We start from the raw sequence: 17148 nt of genomic DNA, 5'->3' as shown, positions 1-17148 counted from the left end.
TAACTTCGTTTAAAAAGTCTAATTCTTCTTGTTTTTTCCAATCGGTTAGAATTGAAGAAGTTTCAGTATATCCTACTCTTTCTTGTCTTTCGTACCAAGCTTGTGTTCTGAGATGGAGAGCTTTATTGTAAACCAATCTTACACAGCCCAAAGTGCGCCGCAATAGCGACTCTTGTTCGGGTGTGGGGTAAAATCGGTAGCGATAGCTTTTCCATGTCTCACATTTTAGCATATATTTCGTAAACGATGCTCATATTTAACAGTAAAGCCGTCGTAGAACGACGGGGTTTCAGACCCAAATTTTCGATGAAAATTAAAATTTTTCTGATTTCAAGCTACCGACGACTAACTGATAACGGAAATGAGTCCTCTAAACTTATCCCAAGGCATCGAAGATTTTAAACATGGGCAAGTACATAGACAGAAGAATAATTCCCACCATCCCCGCAACACCAATCATCATCAAGGGTTCAATGATACTGGTTAAAGCTTTAATGGCCTGTTCCACCTCATCTTCGTAGAAATCCGCCACTTTCATCATCATGGCATCTAATTCTCCCGTTTCCTCCCCAATACTAATCATTTGAATGGCCAAAGCTGGGAAAACATTGGCTTTTTGTAAGGCCAAACTCATCATTCCCCCCTGCTGAATTTCCGCCTTGGCACCAGCGATCGCATTGGCAATTACCTGATTACCCACCGTATTACAAACGATGTCGAGGGAACTTAAAATTGGGACACCAGAACGCGTCAGAGTCCCAAAAACCCGGCAAAATCTAGCCACAGCCGACTTTTCATTCAAATCACCAAAAAGAGGCATTTTAAGGAAAAAATGGTCAATTTGCAGACGACCCACCGGGGTTTTGTAATAGCGACGCAGTAAAAAAACCGTGGCAACAATGGTGACAATCGGAATTAAAATCAACCAACTACGCATCACACCACTTAAAAAGAGCATAAATTGCGTTAAAGCCGGTAGTTCCACCTTTAAATCGGTGAAAATTTTCGCAAAGACGGGAATTAAAAAGATCGTCATCCCGAAAAACACAACTACCGCCAAAATTCCTACCGCTACTGGATAAGTCATCGCTGATTTAATCTGGTTTTTCAAGCGGGCCATGTCTTCCAAAAGTTTCGAGAGACGGTTGAGCACTTCATCGAGTACCCCCCCCGTCTCACCAGCTTCGACCATACTGACATAAAGTTCATCAAAACATTCGGGATGTTTGGCCATCGCTTCCGATAACGGACTCCCTTGCTGTACCTCAGCACTAATCGCTTGTAGGGCTTTTTTCATCTTGGGATTACCGCATTGATCCCCCAAAACTCCCAAACATCTCACAATCGCCACACCAGCATTAATCATTACCGAAAATTGACGGGAAAAAACCGCTTTATCTTTGATGGAAATGCTGGCAAACATCAACTGTAAACCGGAAAGATCGATCTCTCCCCCCACTTTTTTGACTTTACCGACGGCGGCATATTTCGCCTTCAGCATCGTCCGGGCCTGTTCGGGAGACATAGCTTCAACTTTCTCTTGGAAAACTTTTCCAGAGCCGCTTTTAACTTGTGCGACAAAAGTAGGCATAGAACAAATCAGTTATCAGTTATCAGTTATCAGTTATCAGTTATCAGTTCACTGTTTACAGCAAAAAACTTCCCACTCTCCTATACCTTTTAAACAGGATTTAGGATTAAATCCGGGCTTTAGCGTTAGTGCTGGCCCCGGCGATAAGACGTTGTAATTCATCGGGTTTACCGCTTTTAGAAATGGCCTCTTCCAAAGAGACAACACCCCTAACAACTAAATTAGCTAATCCCTGTTCCATGGTTTGCATTCCTAACTTCATTCCCGTTTGAATTGCTGAATAGACTTGGGGGGCTTTTCCTTCCCGAATTAGGTTGGCGATCGCTGGAGTTACCACCATGATTTCCTGTACCATTGCCCGGCCAAATTCCCCTGGTTTAGGATTTTTTTTCTTGACTAGGTTTTGACTAAAAACTGCTAGTAAAGAATTGGATAACATGGCGCGAATTTGTGCCTGTTGGTTAGCAGGAAAAACGTCAATAATCCGATCCACTGTTCCCGCTGCCGAGCTAGTGTGTAGGGTTCCGAAGACTAAGTGACCGGTTTCTGCCGCCGTGATTGCCAAACTAATTGTTTCTAAATCCCGCATTTCTCCCACGAGGATAATATCAGGATCTTCCCGTAAAGATGCTCTTAAAGCGTTAGCAAAACTCTTGGTATCTTCCCCTTTTTGTCGTTGGTGAAACAGACTTTTTATATTAGTAAAAACGTATTCAATTGGGTCTTCTACAGTTAAAATATGTTCAGACCTAGTCCGATTAATTAAGTCTAAAATTGCCGCTAAAGTGGTAGTTTTACCTGAACCTGTTTGGCCAGTTACGAGAATTAATCCCCGCGGTCTTTCCGATAACTCCCGTACTACTCTAGGTAAATTTAATTGTTCAAAGTTAGGAATTTTAGAGGACAAAGCCCGTAAACAAGCTGCATAAGCTCCCCTTTCTTTATAAACATTGACCCTAAATCTTGCTAATCCTTTCACCCCGTAGGAACAGTCTAATTCCCAATTCTGCTCTAACTCTTTTCTTTGAGTATTATTGAGCATACTAAAAATCAATTTCTGACAATCTTGCGGGGTTAAAGATTCTTCATTAATCGGGGCGAGTTTGCCACTAATGCGAAAATAGACTGGCGCCCCAGACTGAATGTGCATATCAGAACCGCCCATCTCGACCAATTGTTGCATTAAATCTTCGATCATTAATTCCATAAGTTAAACCCCATCTCTAAGGTAAAATCAGTGAACAGTAACCAGTGAAAAGACATTGGGAAAGTGCTATTTAAGACTACTCACTTAATACTCCTTACTTAAAACTCAAATCTCATAACTGATAACTGAAAAACTGTCTTAATCACTAAATCGCGGTGTCATACAATAGGGACAATCGAGCCATTCTGGTTGTAGTTCGGCGCGACAACCACGACAGATTAAACCGCTTTTCCGTTTGGCTTTTAGTTCCGCTTCCAGACCGGAATCGGTAAATGTCACCCGTTCCACTTCTTCGAGGGTGGTGTAACCCTCGCGCACCAGATTTAAACTATAGGCTAGGAGTGTCACCATGCCCTCATCGACGGCCGTCTCCTTAATGCGATCAGTGGTTGCCCCTTGGTTAATTAACTGCTGTAGTCGTTCACTATTCTGCATTACCTCATAGACACCAATGCGACCTTTATAACCGCTGCCGCTACACTTAAGGCAGAGATTGCCCTGTTTTCGCGCCTGTTGAATTTCCTCAAGGGTGAGGGTATTAGCCTTATAAAAGGTCACTTCCCGTTCATTGGCGGCGGAAAGACCAAAACGGGCTAATTCCTCTTGACTGGGGTGATAGGCGACTCGACACTGGCTACAGACGCGCCGCATGAGACGCTGGGCTAAAACTCCCAAGAGAGAACCAGAAATCATAAACGGTTCAACCCCCATCTCATCGAGACGAGCGATCGCACCTGCGGCATCGTTGGTGTGTAGGGTAGTTAGGACCAAGTGACCGGTTAGGGCGGCCTCGATCGCTGTTTTGGCCGTTTCCTTGTCCCTAGTTTCTCCCACCAGAATCACATCCGGATCTTGTCGCATGAATGCCCGCAGAATCGAGGCGAAATCCATGCCTTTTTCGCGAATTACCTGCACCTGGGTGATGCCTGGTAGAGAATATTCGATCGGATCTTCGGCCGTACTAATATTGACCCCGGGGTGATTTCTTTCCGCTAACACCGAGTATAAAGTGGTGGATTTCCCCGAACCGGTCGGGCCTGTCACCAGCAACAGACCAAAAGGGTGACTGGCCAAGTCTCGGACGATTTGCAGGGTCTTTTGATCGGTGATCAGTTTATCTAAACCCAACTGGGTGGCCGAGTTATCGAGAATCCGTAAACAGACTTTTTCCCCGTAGCGACTGGGCAGGGTATTAACCCGAAAATCCACTTTCCGCCCTTGATACATCCGCCGAATTTTACCATCTTGGGGAAGACGACGTTCGGCGATATCGAGCTCGGCCATGATTTTAAGACGGGCTGTCACCGCCGGGGTAATTTTTTTCGGCAGTGGATCAAAAGCTTGATGAAGAACTCCATCTTTGCGAAAGCGAATTTTCAGGAATTCTTCTTGGGGTTCGATGTGAATATCGGAAGTCCCTTCCTGTAGGGCTTTAGCTATAATTTTATTGACGAGGTTGATGACGGGAGCTTGATTAGCTTCCCCTTCTCCGAGATCATCGGCCACTTCATCGTTAGCCGCACCAGAGGCCACCTCAATATTGCTGACAATACCAGTGAGATCCGAGAGTTTTTCTAGTTCTTTTTCTTTTTGCAGTCGGGCTTTTTCCTGTTCTAGCTCCGGTTGAGCCGAGTGGAATTTTTCCAGTAATCTTTCATAATCTTCGCTAGTAATCACCAAACGCTGTAAACCTAACTCCCTGGGGCGGAGAATACGATTAATATCGTCGGAAGCCTCGAGGTTGTCGGGATCGACCATGGCTATCAAAATCGCAGCCGGCTCTCCTTCGATCTTTCGCAGGGGGATGAGACGATAGCGACGACAAAGATCGATCGGAATCAAAGAATCGATCAATCGGGCTATTTCCATTCCATCCACATCGCTCAATTCGGGGTCGATCGATTCGACTCCGTAGAGAATTTTTAATTCAAATAACTGATTTTTCTTGTACTGTCGCTGCAAATCCGGGGGCAAAGGGCGCCCAGTTAGTTGTTGTAATATTTCTACTAGCGATCGTCCCGATTTCCGTGTTTCCACCAGGGCCTGTTGCATTTGGTCGGCACCGATATATCCCGACTGCACCAACTTGTTACCAAAGGGGGAAAAGTAATTGCGTAGGGCAACGGCACGGGTTTTCTTGGAAGAAAATGTCATAGACGATTCTTAACCTCTCCACTACCCTTAAATGTTCCCAATTTTACTGGTAAAATTGCATTCTAGCAAAAATTTTTCTAGATCACCGATTATCTATCGGGGTCGCTTATATCCAGTTACGCATCTTGTCCACAAAATGTTACATTAAGGGTTAAACCTTGATTATTAGCTGGTACTTAAAGACCAAAATTAGCAGTAAATGGTCATATATTGCCAAATTACCCAATAAAATTGTCTACTATGAGTGCAGAACCAAATACCTCAGTAATTTTCGACGAAAACCAAGAATCCTTTCCTAATTCCCCCGAATCCCTGACCACCGAATCGGAAGCCAGTGTCACCGATGAAGCCAAAACTGTGACGGATCAGGCCGCCTCTAGCGAGGAATTTTCCTTTCTAGGCGGAATGACTATCGATACTCTACAAGAAGAAATCGACACTCTCAAACAGCAGTTAGAGGAGCAAACCCAACAGGTTGATGCCTATAAGAAACGCTATATCACTCTAGCGGCCGAGTTCGACAATTTTCGCAAACGCACAGCCAAGGAAAAAGAGGAACTGGACACAAAAATCAAGGGCAAAACCCTGATGGAAATTCTTGGCGTGGTGGATAATTTTGAGCGCGCCCGTACTCAAATTAAACCGGCTAATGATGGCGAGATGGGTATTCACAAGAGTTATCAAGGGGTCTATAAAATCTTAGTAGAGAGTCTCAAGCGTTTAGGCGTTTCCCCCATGCGTCCGGAAGGTCAACCCTTTGATCCCACCTACCACGAAGCGATGATGCGGGAGTACACCGATGAACATCCCGAAGGCACGGTGGTCGAGCAGCTAGTGCGAGGATACACTCTCGGAGAAGATGTTTTGCGTCATGCTTTGGTAAAAGTGGCTGCCCCCAAAGAGACAGATCCTAACGCTGATCCGTCAGAATCCACTTCCATTCCATCCCAGGAATCAGTCTAAAATTCCGATGGGGATTAAACTGGTTTGAGGGTTAGGTATTAGCCAGTAGGGTCTGTATTCCCTCCCGATCACCTATCCCTCATCCCCACTGAAAGACTTTTTCTCGCTTTTATCTTTTAATTAAAAACGCTTCTATACCCAAGGCTTTTGCCCCTTGATAGTCCTCTTTTTTACTATCGCCAATATGCCAAGCTTGTGCGGGGGGACAATCATGTTTTTGTAGGGCGATTTGAAAAATTTCCGGATCGGGTTTGGCTGCTCCTGTCTGGGAAGAAATCGTGATCGATCGAAAAAAATATTCTAAGCCTAATTCGGCCAAAACTTGGTAGATACGACTATCAAAATTAGAAATAATGCCCAACTCGATCCCCTGAATCTGCCAGAGTCTTAAAGCGGGAATGACATCCTCGTACAGCAGCCAAGGCTCGTCCGTGGCAAAATGATGATAAAGTTCGCCAAAAAAAGCCTCAAAATCGGGAAATCTTTCCAGATAACCTAATTTATTAAAAACTGCCCCAGTCAGCGATCGCCACCAGCGGTACTCTAACTGAGGAATTTGTGCCGGTTCAACCTTAGGAAAAGCTAGGGGGGGAGAAGTGGGGAAAATAGCCGAGAAAGACTGTTCTAGACTCTCTGCCGCCACCTCTACCCCAAAATCCGCCGCTATTTGGCTATAAATTGCTCCGACACTGCCTTTTACCCCAAAAAGTGTCCCCACAGCATCGAGAAAAATAACTTGCGGTTTCTCCATGAGAGTTTTGTCTTTAACGGTCTAACTGAGGTTTTTAGGGTCGGTCCTTTGGGAGGACTAACACACCTAACCATTGCTTATTTTAAAGGATTATGGCCGAAATTCTCGGATCACTTGCCAAACCCTTAATACCTCTGCCACTGTCCATGCTTGGGCAAAAGCTCCCCTAGGGGTAAAAGGGGCATTACCATCGAAAATTTCACTTAAATTACCGATACAGCTATCCCGAAGATGATCGATCATCGGTGTTAAAAAACTCTCAGCCAGGATGGGATCGCGATAGACTTTTAGATGGGCTTCGATAAATGCCCCTAATAACCATCCCCAGACTGTCCCCTGATGGTAGGCACTATCTCTTTTTAAGCGATCGCCACTGTAAACGCCACGGTAATCGGGATGATCGGCAGCAAGCGATCGCAAACCGCGAGAAGTCAACAATTTTAAAGCACAAATATCGACAATGGCCTTTTTCTGTGGGGAATTTAATAACTCCTCCACCGACAAGGACAGGGCAAAAAGTTGATTCGGTCGTAAACTGGCATCATTACCCTTGTCCGTATCCAAAACATCGTAGCAATACCCCAGAGAATCGTCCCAGAAGCGAGAGAACCCTTTTAAGGTCATTTTTGTCATTTTTTCGTAATCAGTGGCATCCATGCCCAAATAATGGGCAAATTGAACCATAATTTTTAGGGCATTGAACCAAAGAGCATTAATTTCTACGGGTTTGCCGATGCGGGGAGTAATCACCAGATCATCAACTTTGGCATCCATCCAAGTTAACTGTACTCCCGTTTCGCCGGCATAGATCAAACCATCGTCATCTAGGTGAATATTGTAGCGAGTACCGCGACGAAACCAAGCGATCACTTCCGTTAAAGCGGGATAAATAGTTTTGAGAAACTCAAAATCTTGGCTTTGGTTAAAATAGGAACGAATGGCTTCAAAATACCAAAGAATAGCATCGACAGCGTTATATTCGGGGATTTCTCCGCCATCGGGTAGCAAATTCGGCAATAAACCCCGGTCTAGATAACGGGAAAAAGTTAGTAAAATCTGACGGGCGATCGCAGGTCGGCCTGTAGTCAAAGTTAATCCTCTTAGGGAGATCATCGTATCGCGACCCCAATCACCAAACCAAGGATAACCTGCGATTATCGTTTTGCCGTCCGGTTGATCCCGGAGAGGACGACTAACGATAAACTGGTCGGCAGCGAGGGTAAGTTGTTGAATCCATTGAGGCTGCTGGGGATTAATCAGACTACTCTCGTAGCGATAGCGAGACTCTAGAGAAGATTGACCGTCTAAATTCGGATCGGGACGGGTACTAGCGGCAATTGTCACCGATTCTCCCACTTTAAGAGTAGCCGAAAAACTGGCGGCATGGAGATGATTTTCCCGATCAATTAAACCACGATAACGTTCCACGGCCAAATCAAAGCGATAATACCAGATATGAGCGGGAAAAACCTCTCCTTGACTGATTAATAGATAAAAAGGTACAGCATTGTTATATGCAATCACTCTTACTCCTTTTTCTAGGGGACTAATATCCATTTGCCAGTTAAAACCCTGGGTATTGCCGTGAAAATCACGATAATTGACAAAAGCAGTCAGATTGAGAGTTAGGGGAGAATTGCCGCGAAGGTAGGTATAGCGAGTATAGGTGGTATTTTCTCCCTGTTCCATCCAGATACGCTTTTCTAGTAAGGCATCCCCACAGATAAAAGTCCAGACGGGAATTGTCCCTTCCAGATGAAAACTTTCGATATTAATATAGCCTTGTGGTTCGATCGTAGCACCTAACCAGCGATTGCTGGCCAGATGATAGAGTTTCTGGTTATATTGTACCGATTCATCGATTTTAGTCACTACCAGCGTTCTTTTCGTCGGTGGAGCCAAAGCAGCGATCAAGAGGCCATGATAACAGCGAGTTAGCAATCCGGCCACGGTTCCCGCAGCAAAACCCCCAATACCATTAGTGACTAACCATTCGCGCTTTTCAGCCACCGGAAGATAATTACAGATATCTCGACCAAAACGGAGCTTGACCATGGGCTTCCCAATTCCTAGTAATTTTGTTATAATTAAAAATTGTGTCTTTATATCTATAGACTAACTCTATCTTAAGGAGGAAAATCGGCAGTGAGTAAACGTACTTTAGAAGGAACCACGCGCAAACAGAAGCGCACTTCCGGATTTAGAGCGAGAATGCGTAGCGTCAACGGACGTAAAGTGATTAAAGCTCGTCGGAAAAGAGGGCGCTATCGTTTAAGTGTTTAGGTTATTCTGGGAACCGACTAATTTTCGTGGGATTACCCCAAATTCACCGCTTAAAACATCGGCAGGATTTTCAAGCTGTCTATGGAACAGGGAAGCGTTATCACGGTTCCCACTTAACCTTAATTAGTTTAGAGGATTCTGGACCAGATAAGCCTCTTCCCAGTCGTTTTGGCATCTCGATTAGCAAGAAAGTTAGTAAAAAAGCGGTGGTTCGTAATCGACTAAAACGGCAAATGCGAGCGGTAATTCGGCAGTTATTGCCAGAAATAGCGACAGGATGGCGAGGGATAATCATTATCCGTCCAGGGGCGATCGAGTGCAATTATGAACATTTTTTGCGAGAATTAAAGCAGTTGTTAGTGAAGGCCAATATAATTCATGGGCATTAAAGAAGAAACTTTTTATGAAGGCGGTCCGCACATCGGCGACCTAATCATCAATATACTGCTAGGATTTACAGTGATTTGTTTACCTTTAACCGTTGGGGCAGTGGTGCGGGCAATCTGGTTAAGATATAAGATAACTGATCGGCGGATTTCGATCACCGGGGGTTGGATGGGACGCGATCGCACAGATATTATCTATTCAGAAGTGGCAAAAGTGGCAAAAATGCCGAGAGGAATTGGTCTTTGGGGGGATATTGTCGTAACTCTCAAGGATAGAAGTCGTTTAGAAATGCGCGCGATGCCGAAATTCCGGGAAATTCATGACTATATTGCCGAAAGAGTCGCCGATAAAACCGGTCGTCCCCTAGAATCGATCATCAGTCAATAAAACAAAATAATCGATCGCCGAGATTCGATAAATTAGATTTGTCAAAGTGAACCCCTATTAAACGAGAAGGCATAGATTAAAGCCATGGATTTTGGAGTCGGATTTATTTCCACAAATATCATGTTGCCAATCCTAGATTTTTTCTTTCGGATTGTGCATAGTTACGGTTTCGCCATCATTGCTTTAACGCTGGTGGTCAGATTTGCCGTCTTTCCCCTCAGTGCCGGCCAGATTCGCAATATGAGAAAAATGCGAATCACTCAACCCCTAATGAAGGAAAGACAGGCAGAAATTCAACAACGCTACAAAAACGACCCCCAAAAACAACAGGAGGAAATGGGCAAATTAATGCAGGAGTTGGGCAATCCCCTAGCGGGTTGTTTACCCCTGTTATTACAAATGCCGATTCTTTTGGCTTTATTTGCGACGCTGCGGGGTTCCCCCTTCTCGGATATTAACTACACCGTCGATTTACAGGTGTTGCCGAGCGAACAAATCGCCCTCGTCCAGCGCCAACCCTATGCCACCAAACCCCAAAACGTTTATATTGACGAGTCTCTCCACTATCCCATTACCGCTTTTTTACCCCAAGGCAATAAAATCGCCCCGGGAGAACAGCTAAAAATCGACCTGCAAAACGACCAGGGCAAGTCTTTAAGCCAATTAGCCACGGAAGCACCAGAAAATAACCTAAAACCCACCTACGAGGTGGTTAAAGGTCAAGAACTGGTGCAAGTGAATGAAGACGGTTCCATCGTCGCTTTAGCCCCCGGAGATGCCAGTATTAAAGTTATCGTCCCGGGGATTGCCGCTAATACGGGTTTTCTCTTTATTGAGGCCCTGGGAAGAATTGGGGCAACCGGTGCCAATGGTGAAATTCACTGGGATATTTTGGCGATGGTGATCGCTTTCGGTATTAGTATCTATGTTAACCAAGAGTTATCCGGTGCCGGCGCACCTTCGGGGGGAGCAGCCCAACAACAACAAACGGTGAATAAAATCACCCCGGTAATTTTTAGTATGATGTTCCTGTTTTTCCCCTTACCAGCGGGGGTATTGATGTATATCTTAACCGCGAACATCTTCCAAACTATTCAAACGGTGATTTTGATGCGGGAACCGTTACCGGAAAACCTGCAAAAATTGGTAGCGGAACAGGAAAAAACGGAAAAATCCCGCGATGCTCTCCCCTTTGAAAAACGTTCTAGCAAGAAAAAGGAAAAAACATCGTAATGAGTATATGGGAGCAAAATAGCGAGAAAGCTAAACAATGGCTGGAAAAACTGCTAAAGTTGATGGCCATGTCCGCAGATGTCCAGATTGGTGTGCAGGAATTGGGAACTGGACCTTCCTCCTGTTGGTTAATTATTGATAGCAGTCAATTGAGTCCCCAACAAGTGGAACTTCTCCTCGCTAACAAGGGTGAGGGACTGGATGCGATTCAATCCCTAGCTAATACGATTCTGAATATTGGTGTCGAGTCGGCAGAACATCAGTTCTATATTGTCGAAATCAACGGCTATCGTCAACAAAGACAGTCAGAACTTTTCGACTGGGTTAATCAAGCGGCGACGCAAGTGCGGCAAACAGGACAGGAAATAGAATTAAAAGCCCTATCTTCGGCGGAACGTCGCCAAATCCATGCCTTTTTTCAGGAAGAAAACGATTTAACCACGGAAAGTCGCGGCGTGGAACCCGATCGCCGGTTAGTAATTCGTTTAAAATAAGATCAAAGGGTGGGGTAAAACCTGCCCTCTTTTTTATTTTAGGCTTTAGCCTTTTTGCTCACTCTAAAATTGAGTTGAGAATTACCACGGCCGCGGAGATATAAAATTAGAAAATACGACCACCTCGACGGTTGGGAGCTAAACCACGATTACTGGGTGTAAAGCAGTAGGCATCACGATTGATTCGTCGAATATTCTCTTGTAAAAATCGATCACAATTGCCCTCTGGAACGATAATTGTTTGATAGAGGGATTTTCCCGATAGATTACGATAGTAAGGAATCCAAAGAATACCCAGATTTTGAAACCCATATTTGAAGTGTAGTTCTTCCCCGCGTTTCTTTGCTTCGTATTCGGTCTTCCAAGCTGACTCGGCAATTACTCGCAGACCTTCAAAATCGGCACTGTGCCAGTCAAGACGTGGAGCAGCGAAAACCTCACCGAAAAATGTACTCGAAAATGCCATGGACATCATCAATAAAGTGATTTCTTTTCTGATATTCATGAAAAATTGATAACTGAAATATTTTTTATTTTAACCTGAGTTCGAGATAAGCCGAAACCCTAATTTTACCTTAGCCAGTCAGTCCTATTCTTTCCTGAAAGTCATGGCAAAATCTGCTTAACCCGAACTGAAGTTATTTTAGCCAGATATCTCCTTTCTTTTCTGTTTTTTCGCCTTTTTTATTCTCAAAGCTCTGGCAGCCAAATTTTTGTCATCGATTGACGTTGTTAATAGTGGGATTAACTCCCCATCCAACTTTAAAAACACCCCACACCCAGGCAAAACTTTTTGCCGCAAACCCTAGCTAATAACTTAACTTCAGAGCATTTACTGGTACATCATCCCAGGATTCTACGGTTCTTAAAACTGCCACCCACCCCGCTTGTTTTTGTTCGTCCGTAAGATTGGTTAACCAACTTTGATGACAATCTTTTGCCGCTTGTTCGTCTTGACAGGCAATACAAGCTTGTACTAAACCACAGGGGTCAATCTGTTCATTTACCCAAATAATCATAGTTAATAGCCCTACTTAACTTTATTATTATACTCCATCGATCGCCCACAGAGAAACTTTTGATATTGATAACCTGTTACATAATTGGAGGATAACTCTGAGAGTTGACAGTCCGATAAATCTATTGAAGAATGGAAATTAATTAACCATAATTCAAAAGGGGGAGAAGATGACAGATTAAAATTTGGCTTTTGTTCTGAGTTAACTAAGATAAACTTAGGGTTTTTCTCGGGAAATCTTTGGTTAAATTCCCAAGCAATTCCCATCATTTCTCCCACCTGCACTAAACTCCTATAGCTAGTGGCAATTACTAACGGATAACGGCTATTATTTTCGATAGTGGTAACTAATTTATCTGGGCGATAATACTTACGATAGCCTAAATTAAAAGTCACACTTAGGGAACTAACTAAAGCCATGATAATTACAATAATTACTATTCTTTTCTGCTGCCTTTGCCAACAATTATCTAATAAAATTGCTAGAATTAAAATTACTGATGGAAAGTAAACAAAACTATATCTAGCTCCCCGGGTAATATCGATCGAAAGCAGATAGGTGATGACAAAGAAAATGGCAATTGAACTGAGAAAAAATGCCGAGAGAATGCCTAATTCGGGTTTATAGGAGTCTAGCCAAGCTGTTTTTAATTGTGGGATAATCCAGAGAAAAAAACCGATCATTATTGCTCCAGAAATCAAGATAATTATTAAAGATTCTGATTCAACGGGGAGCAGGGAAAGCATAGTTATTAATGTTCCCAGTAATTGAAAAAAGGGGCTAATTACTGCTAAAAAACTATCATTGTCTCTCTGAATCCAACCAGTCATCTGATTGCCATAATCTTTGGGTACAAAGCTGATAAACCAAATAATAATAAAGCTCAAGTTACCTAAAAAAACTAAACTTAAACGCCACCAATTAGTTATCCAAAAGTTTTTTTGTTTGATTTGATTGGATAAAATTAATAATAAAGTTATCGCTTCTGCGACGATAGTTAAACTAAAAAAATAGTGGACTAATAACCCTAGACAGTTGACAATTAACCAGAAAAAAACCAAAGTATGGGATATTCTCTGACGGTGGATAATTTTGATGCTTGCCCTCAGAAAACATCCTAAAGATATGAGGACAAATACAACTGCTAAAGTATAATGTCGCGCTTCTTGGGAGATAAAAACCGCGTAGGGAGAAACCGCCATTAAAATCGCCGACAAAAAAGCGATCGAGCCAGATTTAAAGACCAATTTACTGATAAAATAAATTAGAGGAATCGAAATAACTCCCCAAAATACCGCCAGCGATCGCATTCCTTCTAAAGATACATATTCTCCCCGATCAAAGAATAATTTATTCCAGAGATAGGCGAAAATAAAATATAAAGGTGGATGATTGTCCTCCTGAATAACTAATTTAATTACATCGGCAATAGTTGCCTGATGGTTGCTCTGAACAGGTGCTAATAAAGTGTCTAGGGAAATTATTTGATTTAACGGTACTATCTGGTAATTATTGCCAATACTAAAAACCATAGTGGCAAATTCATCCGTCCAGGGAGGTTTGCTCGTTAATTGTGTTAACCTAATAACCAGTCCCAAAATTATTACTAATCCTAACCAACAAAAATCAGACCAAGCTAACCGCTCCTTGCTTTTTTGTTGTAGATTAGAAATGACTGTAGATAAATTCAATTTAATTGTTATCTCCAAAAGATTCGATTATTTTAACCGCTTCCGATGGGGAAATATCTTGACGGCAATTAGGATAATCATACTCCTCCCGGGCAATTAATGCCCCACTGAGACGATAAAAATATTCTCCCATTTTCATCCAATCGGAATACAAATCGGGTTCGGGGAATTGTTGCCTTAATTCCGAGTTTTTGGGTGTACCATAATTAAGCCAGTATCCTTCTCCAAATAGTGGGGAATTGAGCGCCAGGGTTCCCTCTAATTCTAAACCATCATCGCCCCTGGCGTTTTCGATTCCTTCCACCAAAAAACAGCTATTCTCGGCATTTTCAAAGAGGACTGCGTATCCCTTCCCCTCTTCTGCGAGGATTTTAATCTCGCTGGCCCGAAATCCGGGAGGGATATAGTTAGGTAAAATAATCTTAGCATCTAGCGATCGCAGTTGTTGGCGTTGACTTTCGCTCAAAGTTACCGTTTCTGCTCTCAAATATTGCCCATTGTCAATAATAACAATAGATAATCCTAAAACTAAAGGCCAGAAAAATTTTATGGTCATAATCGCAGGTTTTAAGGTCATATTCTGGAGAATATGTCAGTTTTTAGGTAATTTAATGATTATTTAACCATATTAGCGACGAATATTGCCCTTTTCCTGTTCCCGATTCCCTATTTACCGATTCTAATGGACAAAAAATCATAGCTTGTCTGTGGATTCCACTTTTTTCCACTTCTGTCACCCGGAATTATGGGACTGACATCACCCCAAACCCTCTCGTATTCTAAGGTTATCGACAGGAAAGAGAGGTAACAACCATGTTAGTCAGCCACCAAAACCCAACTTTTGTCCGTAACTACTTAATCGCAGTTATCTCCGTGGTGATGATGGGTGTGGGAGTTGCCGATCTCGTCAATAATCCCTCCCGAATCGCTCAACAAAACCGTCTTGATGGTTATGGTCGCTATGTTAGCGCTGGTTTGGTTAGTGGTGCGGTCAATAATATGCGTTAATTTGCCTCTGATTCTCAATCCTGTTGAAAAGGTGTGGGGGAGTGGGTAGTTTTTTCAGTTATCAGTAAACAGTGAACTGATAACTCAAATCTGATAACTGATAACTGATAACTGATAACTGATAACTGATAACTGATAACTGATAACTGATAACTGATAACTGATAACTGATAACTGAAACTGCCTAAACCCAAGAATGGAGAGCGCGTAATTGAGGGGTTTTTTTAGCTTGGTGCGTCTGCATTCTTTGTAAAACATCATCAAGAATTGTCACCGCTTCCCGGATATATTCCCCCTTATTAAGCATGACACATTCAGCCCTTTCGGCCATAGCGGCATCGGTAATCTCGGCCCGGGAGGGAATACTTTTCTTGACCAGATTTTCTAGGACTTGGGTAGCCCAAATTACTGGAATATGGGCTGCTTCGCATAACCAGAGAATTTCCTCTTGAATTTCTGCTAATCTTTGATAGCCAATTTCTACAGCCAAATCACCCCGGGCAATCATTACCCCAAAAGGTTGTTTACCGGCGGCATGGATGATTAATTCTGGTAGATTTTTCACGGCTAAAGGTGTTTCTATTTTGGCCACAATTGCTTTTTGTCGCCAAGCATCCCCTAAACGACTTTGTAACTCTAGCTGTAGTGTCTCGATGTCGCTGGCTTTTTGTACAAAAGAGTAACCGATAATATCGGCATTTTCGGCAATAAAATCTAAATCTTGCCGGTCTTTTGCGGTCAAAGGATCGATATTTAAGACGGTATCGGGGAAATTTAGGCCTTTATCTGCTTTGAGTTTTTCCCCTTTTTCCCTAGCGTGGGTAATTTTTAGTAAAAGACCTTCTGGCATTATGGCAATAACTTCAGCCCCAATATGACCATCATCAATCCAAACTTTCGCCCCGACGGGAATTTGGGGAATAATTTCCGGTTGGGAACAATTAGCCTGAAAATACTGAGGATGGGCAGTGTGAGGCGGTTGGGTGGTTAAGAGGAGAAAATCCCCTTGATATAGTTTGGTTTGGGACTGGGGGGCTAAAATCTGTTCTAAACGGATTTTTGGGCCGGCTAAGTCCATATAAACCTTACAGGTATGTCCATTGACTAAATTTTCGGGATTTTTGACCGCCTCGCGCAGATTTTCAATCATTCCCTGCCACTCTTTGGGTCCATCATGGGCGCAATTAATGCGAATACAGTCCATCCCGCAACGCAGTAATTGAGCGATAAAATCGGGGTCGGTTGCCGCTTCCGTCGGCATTGTCACCATAATTCGCACCCGACGCCGGGGGGAAGGCAGACCGAAAACTTCGGCACTATGGGAGGCTAAAAGTTGATCTCCTTGGAAAAATGCCTCTAAAGGGGGATGTTTGGGTAATAATGAGGATTCTTGATGACAAACCGCCCCTAAAGTGGCAATTACTGCATCGAGGGTCGGTAAAACTTTCGATTCAATCCGGCCTAGGGAAGATAATCCCCAGGGCATTAAAGCTAATTGTAAATCCCGGATATCTTCTTGTCTCAGGGCGAGATAATAGGCTAAATTACGGGTGCTAGGTTGAAAATTATCCTTTTCAATCAGGTTTTTCCACTGCTGCAATTTCTCCTCTCCTTCCACTGTCACAAAATGCCGTAACTTTTGTAGATGATGGAGGAGAGTTTGGGGGTAGGATAATTGTTCTCGTTTGAGTTGTTCTGAGAGAGTTAAAGACATAAAATTAAGTAAAAAGTAAAAATCGTCAATTAAGCAGGGAGGCACAATTATTTGTAGGATGGGTTAGCGGTAGCGTAACATGAGCGGGCGTTGGGTTTCATGCTTCAACCCAACCTACGTTCATCTTATATCTGGACTTCCCCCGTATAAACATACTAGCTATGGCTAAAAGTCTTACAGAGCCTGAGTTCAAGCAATGAAATACTAATGAACTACTGGACACAAAATCCTGAAGTTCTTACGCCGATAGGGTTTGAGGCAAAAAT

At 43.2% G+C, this 17148-nt stretch carries 19 protein-coding genes; 7 read left to right on the top strand and 12 right to left on the bottom strand.

Annotation, left to right across the window (positions count from 1 at the left end; all coding sequences use genetic code 11):
• The 4 genes from IM515_RS14705 to IM515_RS14690 all read right to left on the bottom strand — a co-directional run.
• Nucleotides 1–232: helix-turn-helix domain-containing protein (locus IM515_RS14705; RefSeq protein ID WP_287698043.1), on the bottom strand; the 232-nt coding region annotated here is incomplete at its 3' end.
• Nucleotides 233–376: 144 nt separating this feature from the next.
• Complete coding sequence (locus tag IM515_RS14700; RefSeq protein WP_193960452.1) at nt 377–1591, bottom strand: type II secretion system F family protein; 1215 nt, start codon at nt 1589–1591, stop codon at nt 377–379.
• A gap of 106 nt (nt 1592–1697) precedes the next feature.
• Entirely contained in the window at nt 1698–2798 is a 1101-nt protein-coding gene (locus IM515_RS14695) for a type IV pilus twitching motility protein PilT (protein ID WP_002771395.1), read from the bottom strand.
• 138 nt (nt 2799–2936) lie between these two features.
• The gene (locus IM515_RS14690) at nt 2937–4952 is read right to left on the bottom strand and encodes a GspE/PulE family protein (RefSeq protein ID WP_287626943.1); all 2016 of its coding nucleotides are present in this window, start codon (nt 4950–4952) and stop codon (nt 2937–2939) included.
• A 240-nt stretch (nt 4953–5192) separates the two neighbouring features.
• Between IM515_RS14690 and grpE the strand changes: the two genes are divergently transcribed.
• Complete coding sequence (grpE, locus tag IM515_RS14685) at nt 5193–5915, top strand: nucleotide exchange factor GrpE (RefSeq protein WP_002771392.1); 723 nt, start codon at nt 5193–5195, stop codon at nt 5913–5915.
• Nucleotides 5916–6024: 109 nt separating this feature from the next.
• Here the strand turns inward: grpE and IM515_RS14680 are convergent, their stop codons facing one another.
• Both IM515_RS14680 and IM515_RS14675 read right to left on the bottom strand, forming a co-directional pair.
• Nucleotides 6025–6666, bottom strand: a complete 642-nt coding sequence (locus tag IM515_RS14680) for an HAD-IA family hydrolase (RefSeq protein ID WP_287626944.1) — start codon at nt 6664–6666, stop codon at nt 6025–6027.
• A gap of 90 nt (nt 6667–6756) precedes the next feature.
• The gene (locus IM515_RS14675) at nt 6757–8721 is read right to left on the bottom strand and encodes an amylo-alpha-1,6-glucosidase (RefSeq protein ID WP_287626945.1); all 1965 of its coding nucleotides are present in this window, start codon (nt 8719–8721) and stop codon (nt 6757–6759) included.
• Between the two features lie 90 nt (nt 8722–8811).
• Here IM515_RS14675 and rpmH point away from each other — a divergent pair, with 90 nt between their 5' ends.
• From rpmH to IM515_RS14650, 5 genes are all read left to right on the top strand, one after another.
• Nucleotides 8812–8949 (top strand): 50S ribosomal protein L34, encoded by a 138-nt coding sequence (gene rpmH / locus IM515_RS14670; RefSeq protein WP_002739276.1) that lies wholly within the window; start codon nt 8812–8814, stop codon nt 8947–8949.
• A gap of 26 nt (nt 8950–8975) precedes the next feature.
• Nucleotides 8976–9338 (top strand): ribonuclease P protein component, encoded by a 363-nt coding sequence (gene rnpA / locus IM515_RS14665; protein ID WP_287626946.1) that lies wholly within the window; start codon nt 8976–8978, stop codon nt 9336–9338.
• A complete protein-coding gene (locus IM515_RS14660) occupies nt 9328–9723 on the top strand; it encodes a PH domain-containing protein (RefSeq protein WP_002738951.1) in 396 nt (131 codons plus the stop codon). The genes rnpA and IM515_RS14660 overlap by 11 nt, the downstream gene beginning before the upstream one ends.
• An 84-nt stretch (nt 9724–9807) precedes the next feature.
• Nucleotides 9808–10956, top strand: a complete 1149-nt coding sequence (gene yidC, locus IM515_RS14655) for a membrane protein insertase YidC (RefSeq protein ID WP_193957450.1) — start codon at nt 9808–9810, stop codon at nt 10954–10956.
• The gene (locus tag IM515_RS14650) at nt 10956–11450 is read left to right on the top strand and encodes a Jag family protein (protein WP_190359029.1); all 495 of its coding nucleotides are present in this window, start codon (nt 10956–10958) and stop codon (nt 11448–11450) included. The genes yidC and IM515_RS14650 overlap by 1 nt, the downstream gene beginning before the upstream one ends.
• Before the next feature lie 106 nt (nt 11451–11556).
• On the opposite strand, the gene IM515_RS14645 is transcribed toward IM515_RS14650, so the two are convergent.
• From IM515_RS14645 to IM515_RS14630, 4 genes are all read right to left on the bottom strand, one after another.
• Nucleotides 11557–11955 carry a hypothetical protein gene (locus tag IM515_RS14645; protein ID WP_271988498.1) on the bottom strand — a complete coding sequence of 133 codons (399 nt, stop codon included), beginning with the start codon at nt 11953–11955 and terminating at the stop codon, nt 11557–11559.
• Between the two features lie 304 nt (nt 11956–12259).
• Nucleotides 12260–12469, bottom strand: a complete 210-nt coding sequence (locus IM515_RS14640; protein ID WP_002752080.1) for a hypothetical protein — start codon at nt 12467–12469, stop codon at nt 12260–12262.
• 11 nt (nt 12470–12480) lie between these two features.
• Nucleotides 12481–14160, bottom strand: a complete 1680-nt coding sequence (locus IM515_RS14635; protein WP_287626947.1) for a glycosyltransferase family 39 protein — start codon at nt 14158–14160, stop codon at nt 12481–12483.
• Between the two features lies 1 nt (nt 14161).
• Nucleotides 14162–14737 carry a hypothetical protein gene (locus tag IM515_RS14630; protein ID WP_287626948.1) on the bottom strand — a complete coding sequence of 192 codons (576 nt, stop codon included), beginning with the start codon at nt 14735–14737 and terminating at the stop codon, nt 14162–14164.
• Between the two features lie 236 nt (nt 14738–14973).
• Here IM515_RS14630 and IM515_RS14625 point away from each other — a divergent pair, with 236 nt between their 5' ends.
• Nucleotides 14974–15168 (top strand): hypothetical protein, encoded by a 195-nt coding sequence (locus IM515_RS14625; RefSeq protein WP_002738625.1) that lies wholly within the window; start codon nt 14974–14976, stop codon nt 15166–15168.
• Between the two features lie 14 nt (nt 15169–15182).
• Here IM515_RS14625 and IM515_RS14620 read toward each other — a convergent pair whose 3' ends face one another.
• Nucleotides 15183–15362: a hypothetical protein gene (locus tag IM515_RS14620; RefSeq protein ID WP_287632700.1), complete on the bottom strand. Its 180-nt coding sequence runs from the start codon at nt 15360–15362 to the stop codon at nt 15183–15185.
• Nucleotides 15353–16882, bottom strand: coding sequence for a pyruvate kinase (locus IM515_RS14615; RefSeq protein WP_002771376.1), 1530 nt, complete (start codon nt 16880–16882; stop codon nt 15353–15355). Before IM515_RS14615 ends, IM515_RS14620 begins: the two co-directional genes overlap by 10 nt.
• Nucleotides 16883–17148: the final 266 nt, after the last annotated feature.

The sequence above is a fragment of the Microcystis sp. M44BS1 genome, from assembly GCF_020244875.1.
Lineage (GTDB): Bacteria > Cyanobacteriota > Cyanobacteriia > Cyanobacteriales > Microcystaceae > Microcystis > Microcystis panniformis.
This window is presented reverse-complemented; position numbering and strand designations above follow the sequence as displayed.

What these genes read in the sequence shown, in the direction of transcription:
- IM515_RS14675 (WP_287626945.1), bottom strand. Translation starts at nt 8,721, where the DNA reads ATGGTCAAGCTCCGTTTTGGTCGAGATATCTGTAATTATCTTCCGGTG.
- IM515_RS14690 (WP_287626943.1), bottom strand. Translation starts at nt 4,952, where the DNA reads ATGACATTTTCTTCCAAGAAAACCCGTGCCGTTGCCCTACGCAATTAC.
- IM515_RS14680 (WP_287626944.1), bottom strand. Translation starts at nt 6,666, where the DNA reads ATGGAGAAACCGCAAGTTATTTTTCTCGATGCTGTGGGGACACTTTTT.
- IM515_RS14615 (WP_002771376.1), bottom strand. Translation starts at nt 16,882, where the DNA reads ATGTCTTTAACTCTCTCAGAACAACTCAAACGAGAACAATTATCCTAC.
- yidC (WP_193957450.1), top strand. Translation starts at nt 9,808, where the DNA reads ATGGATTTTGGAGTCGGATTTATTTCCACAAATATCATGTTGCCAATC.
- IM515_RS14695 (WP_002771395.1), bottom strand. Translation starts at nt 2,798, where the DNA reads ATGGAATTAATGATCGAAGATTTAATGCAACAATTGGTCGAGATGGGC.
- IM515_RS14700 (WP_193960452.1), bottom strand. Translation starts at nt 1,591, where the DNA reads ATGCCTACTTTTGTCGCACAAGTTAAAAGCGGCTCTGGAAAAGTTTTC.
- IM515_RS14640 (WP_002752080.1), bottom strand. Translation starts at nt 12,469, where the DNA reads ATGATTATTTGGGTAAATGAACAGATTGACCCCTGTGGTTTAGTACAA.
- IM515_RS14650 (WP_190359029.1), top strand. Translation starts at nt 10,956, where the DNA reads ATGAGTATATGGGAGCAAAATAGCGAGAAAGCTAAACAATGGCTGGAA.
- IM515_RS14660 (WP_002738951.1), top strand. Translation starts at nt 9,328, where the DNA reads ATGGGCATTAAAGAAGAAACTTTTTATGAAGGCGGTCCGCACATCGGC.
- grpE (WP_002771392.1), top strand. Translation starts at nt 5,193, where the DNA reads ATGAGTGCAGAACCAAATACCTCAGTAATTTTCGACGAAAACCAAGAA.
- IM515_RS14630 (WP_287626948.1), bottom strand. Translation starts at nt 14,737, where the DNA reads ATGACCTTAAAACCTGCGATTATGACCATAAAATTTTTCTGGCCTTTA.
- IM515_RS14645 (WP_271988498.1), bottom strand. Translation starts at nt 11,955, where the DNA reads ATGAATATCAGAAAAGAAATCACTTTATTGATGATGTCCATGGCATTT.
- IM515_RS14625 (WP_002738625.1), top strand. Translation starts at nt 14,974, where the DNA reads ATGTTAGTCAGCCACCAAAACCCAACTTTTGTCCGTAACTACTTAATC.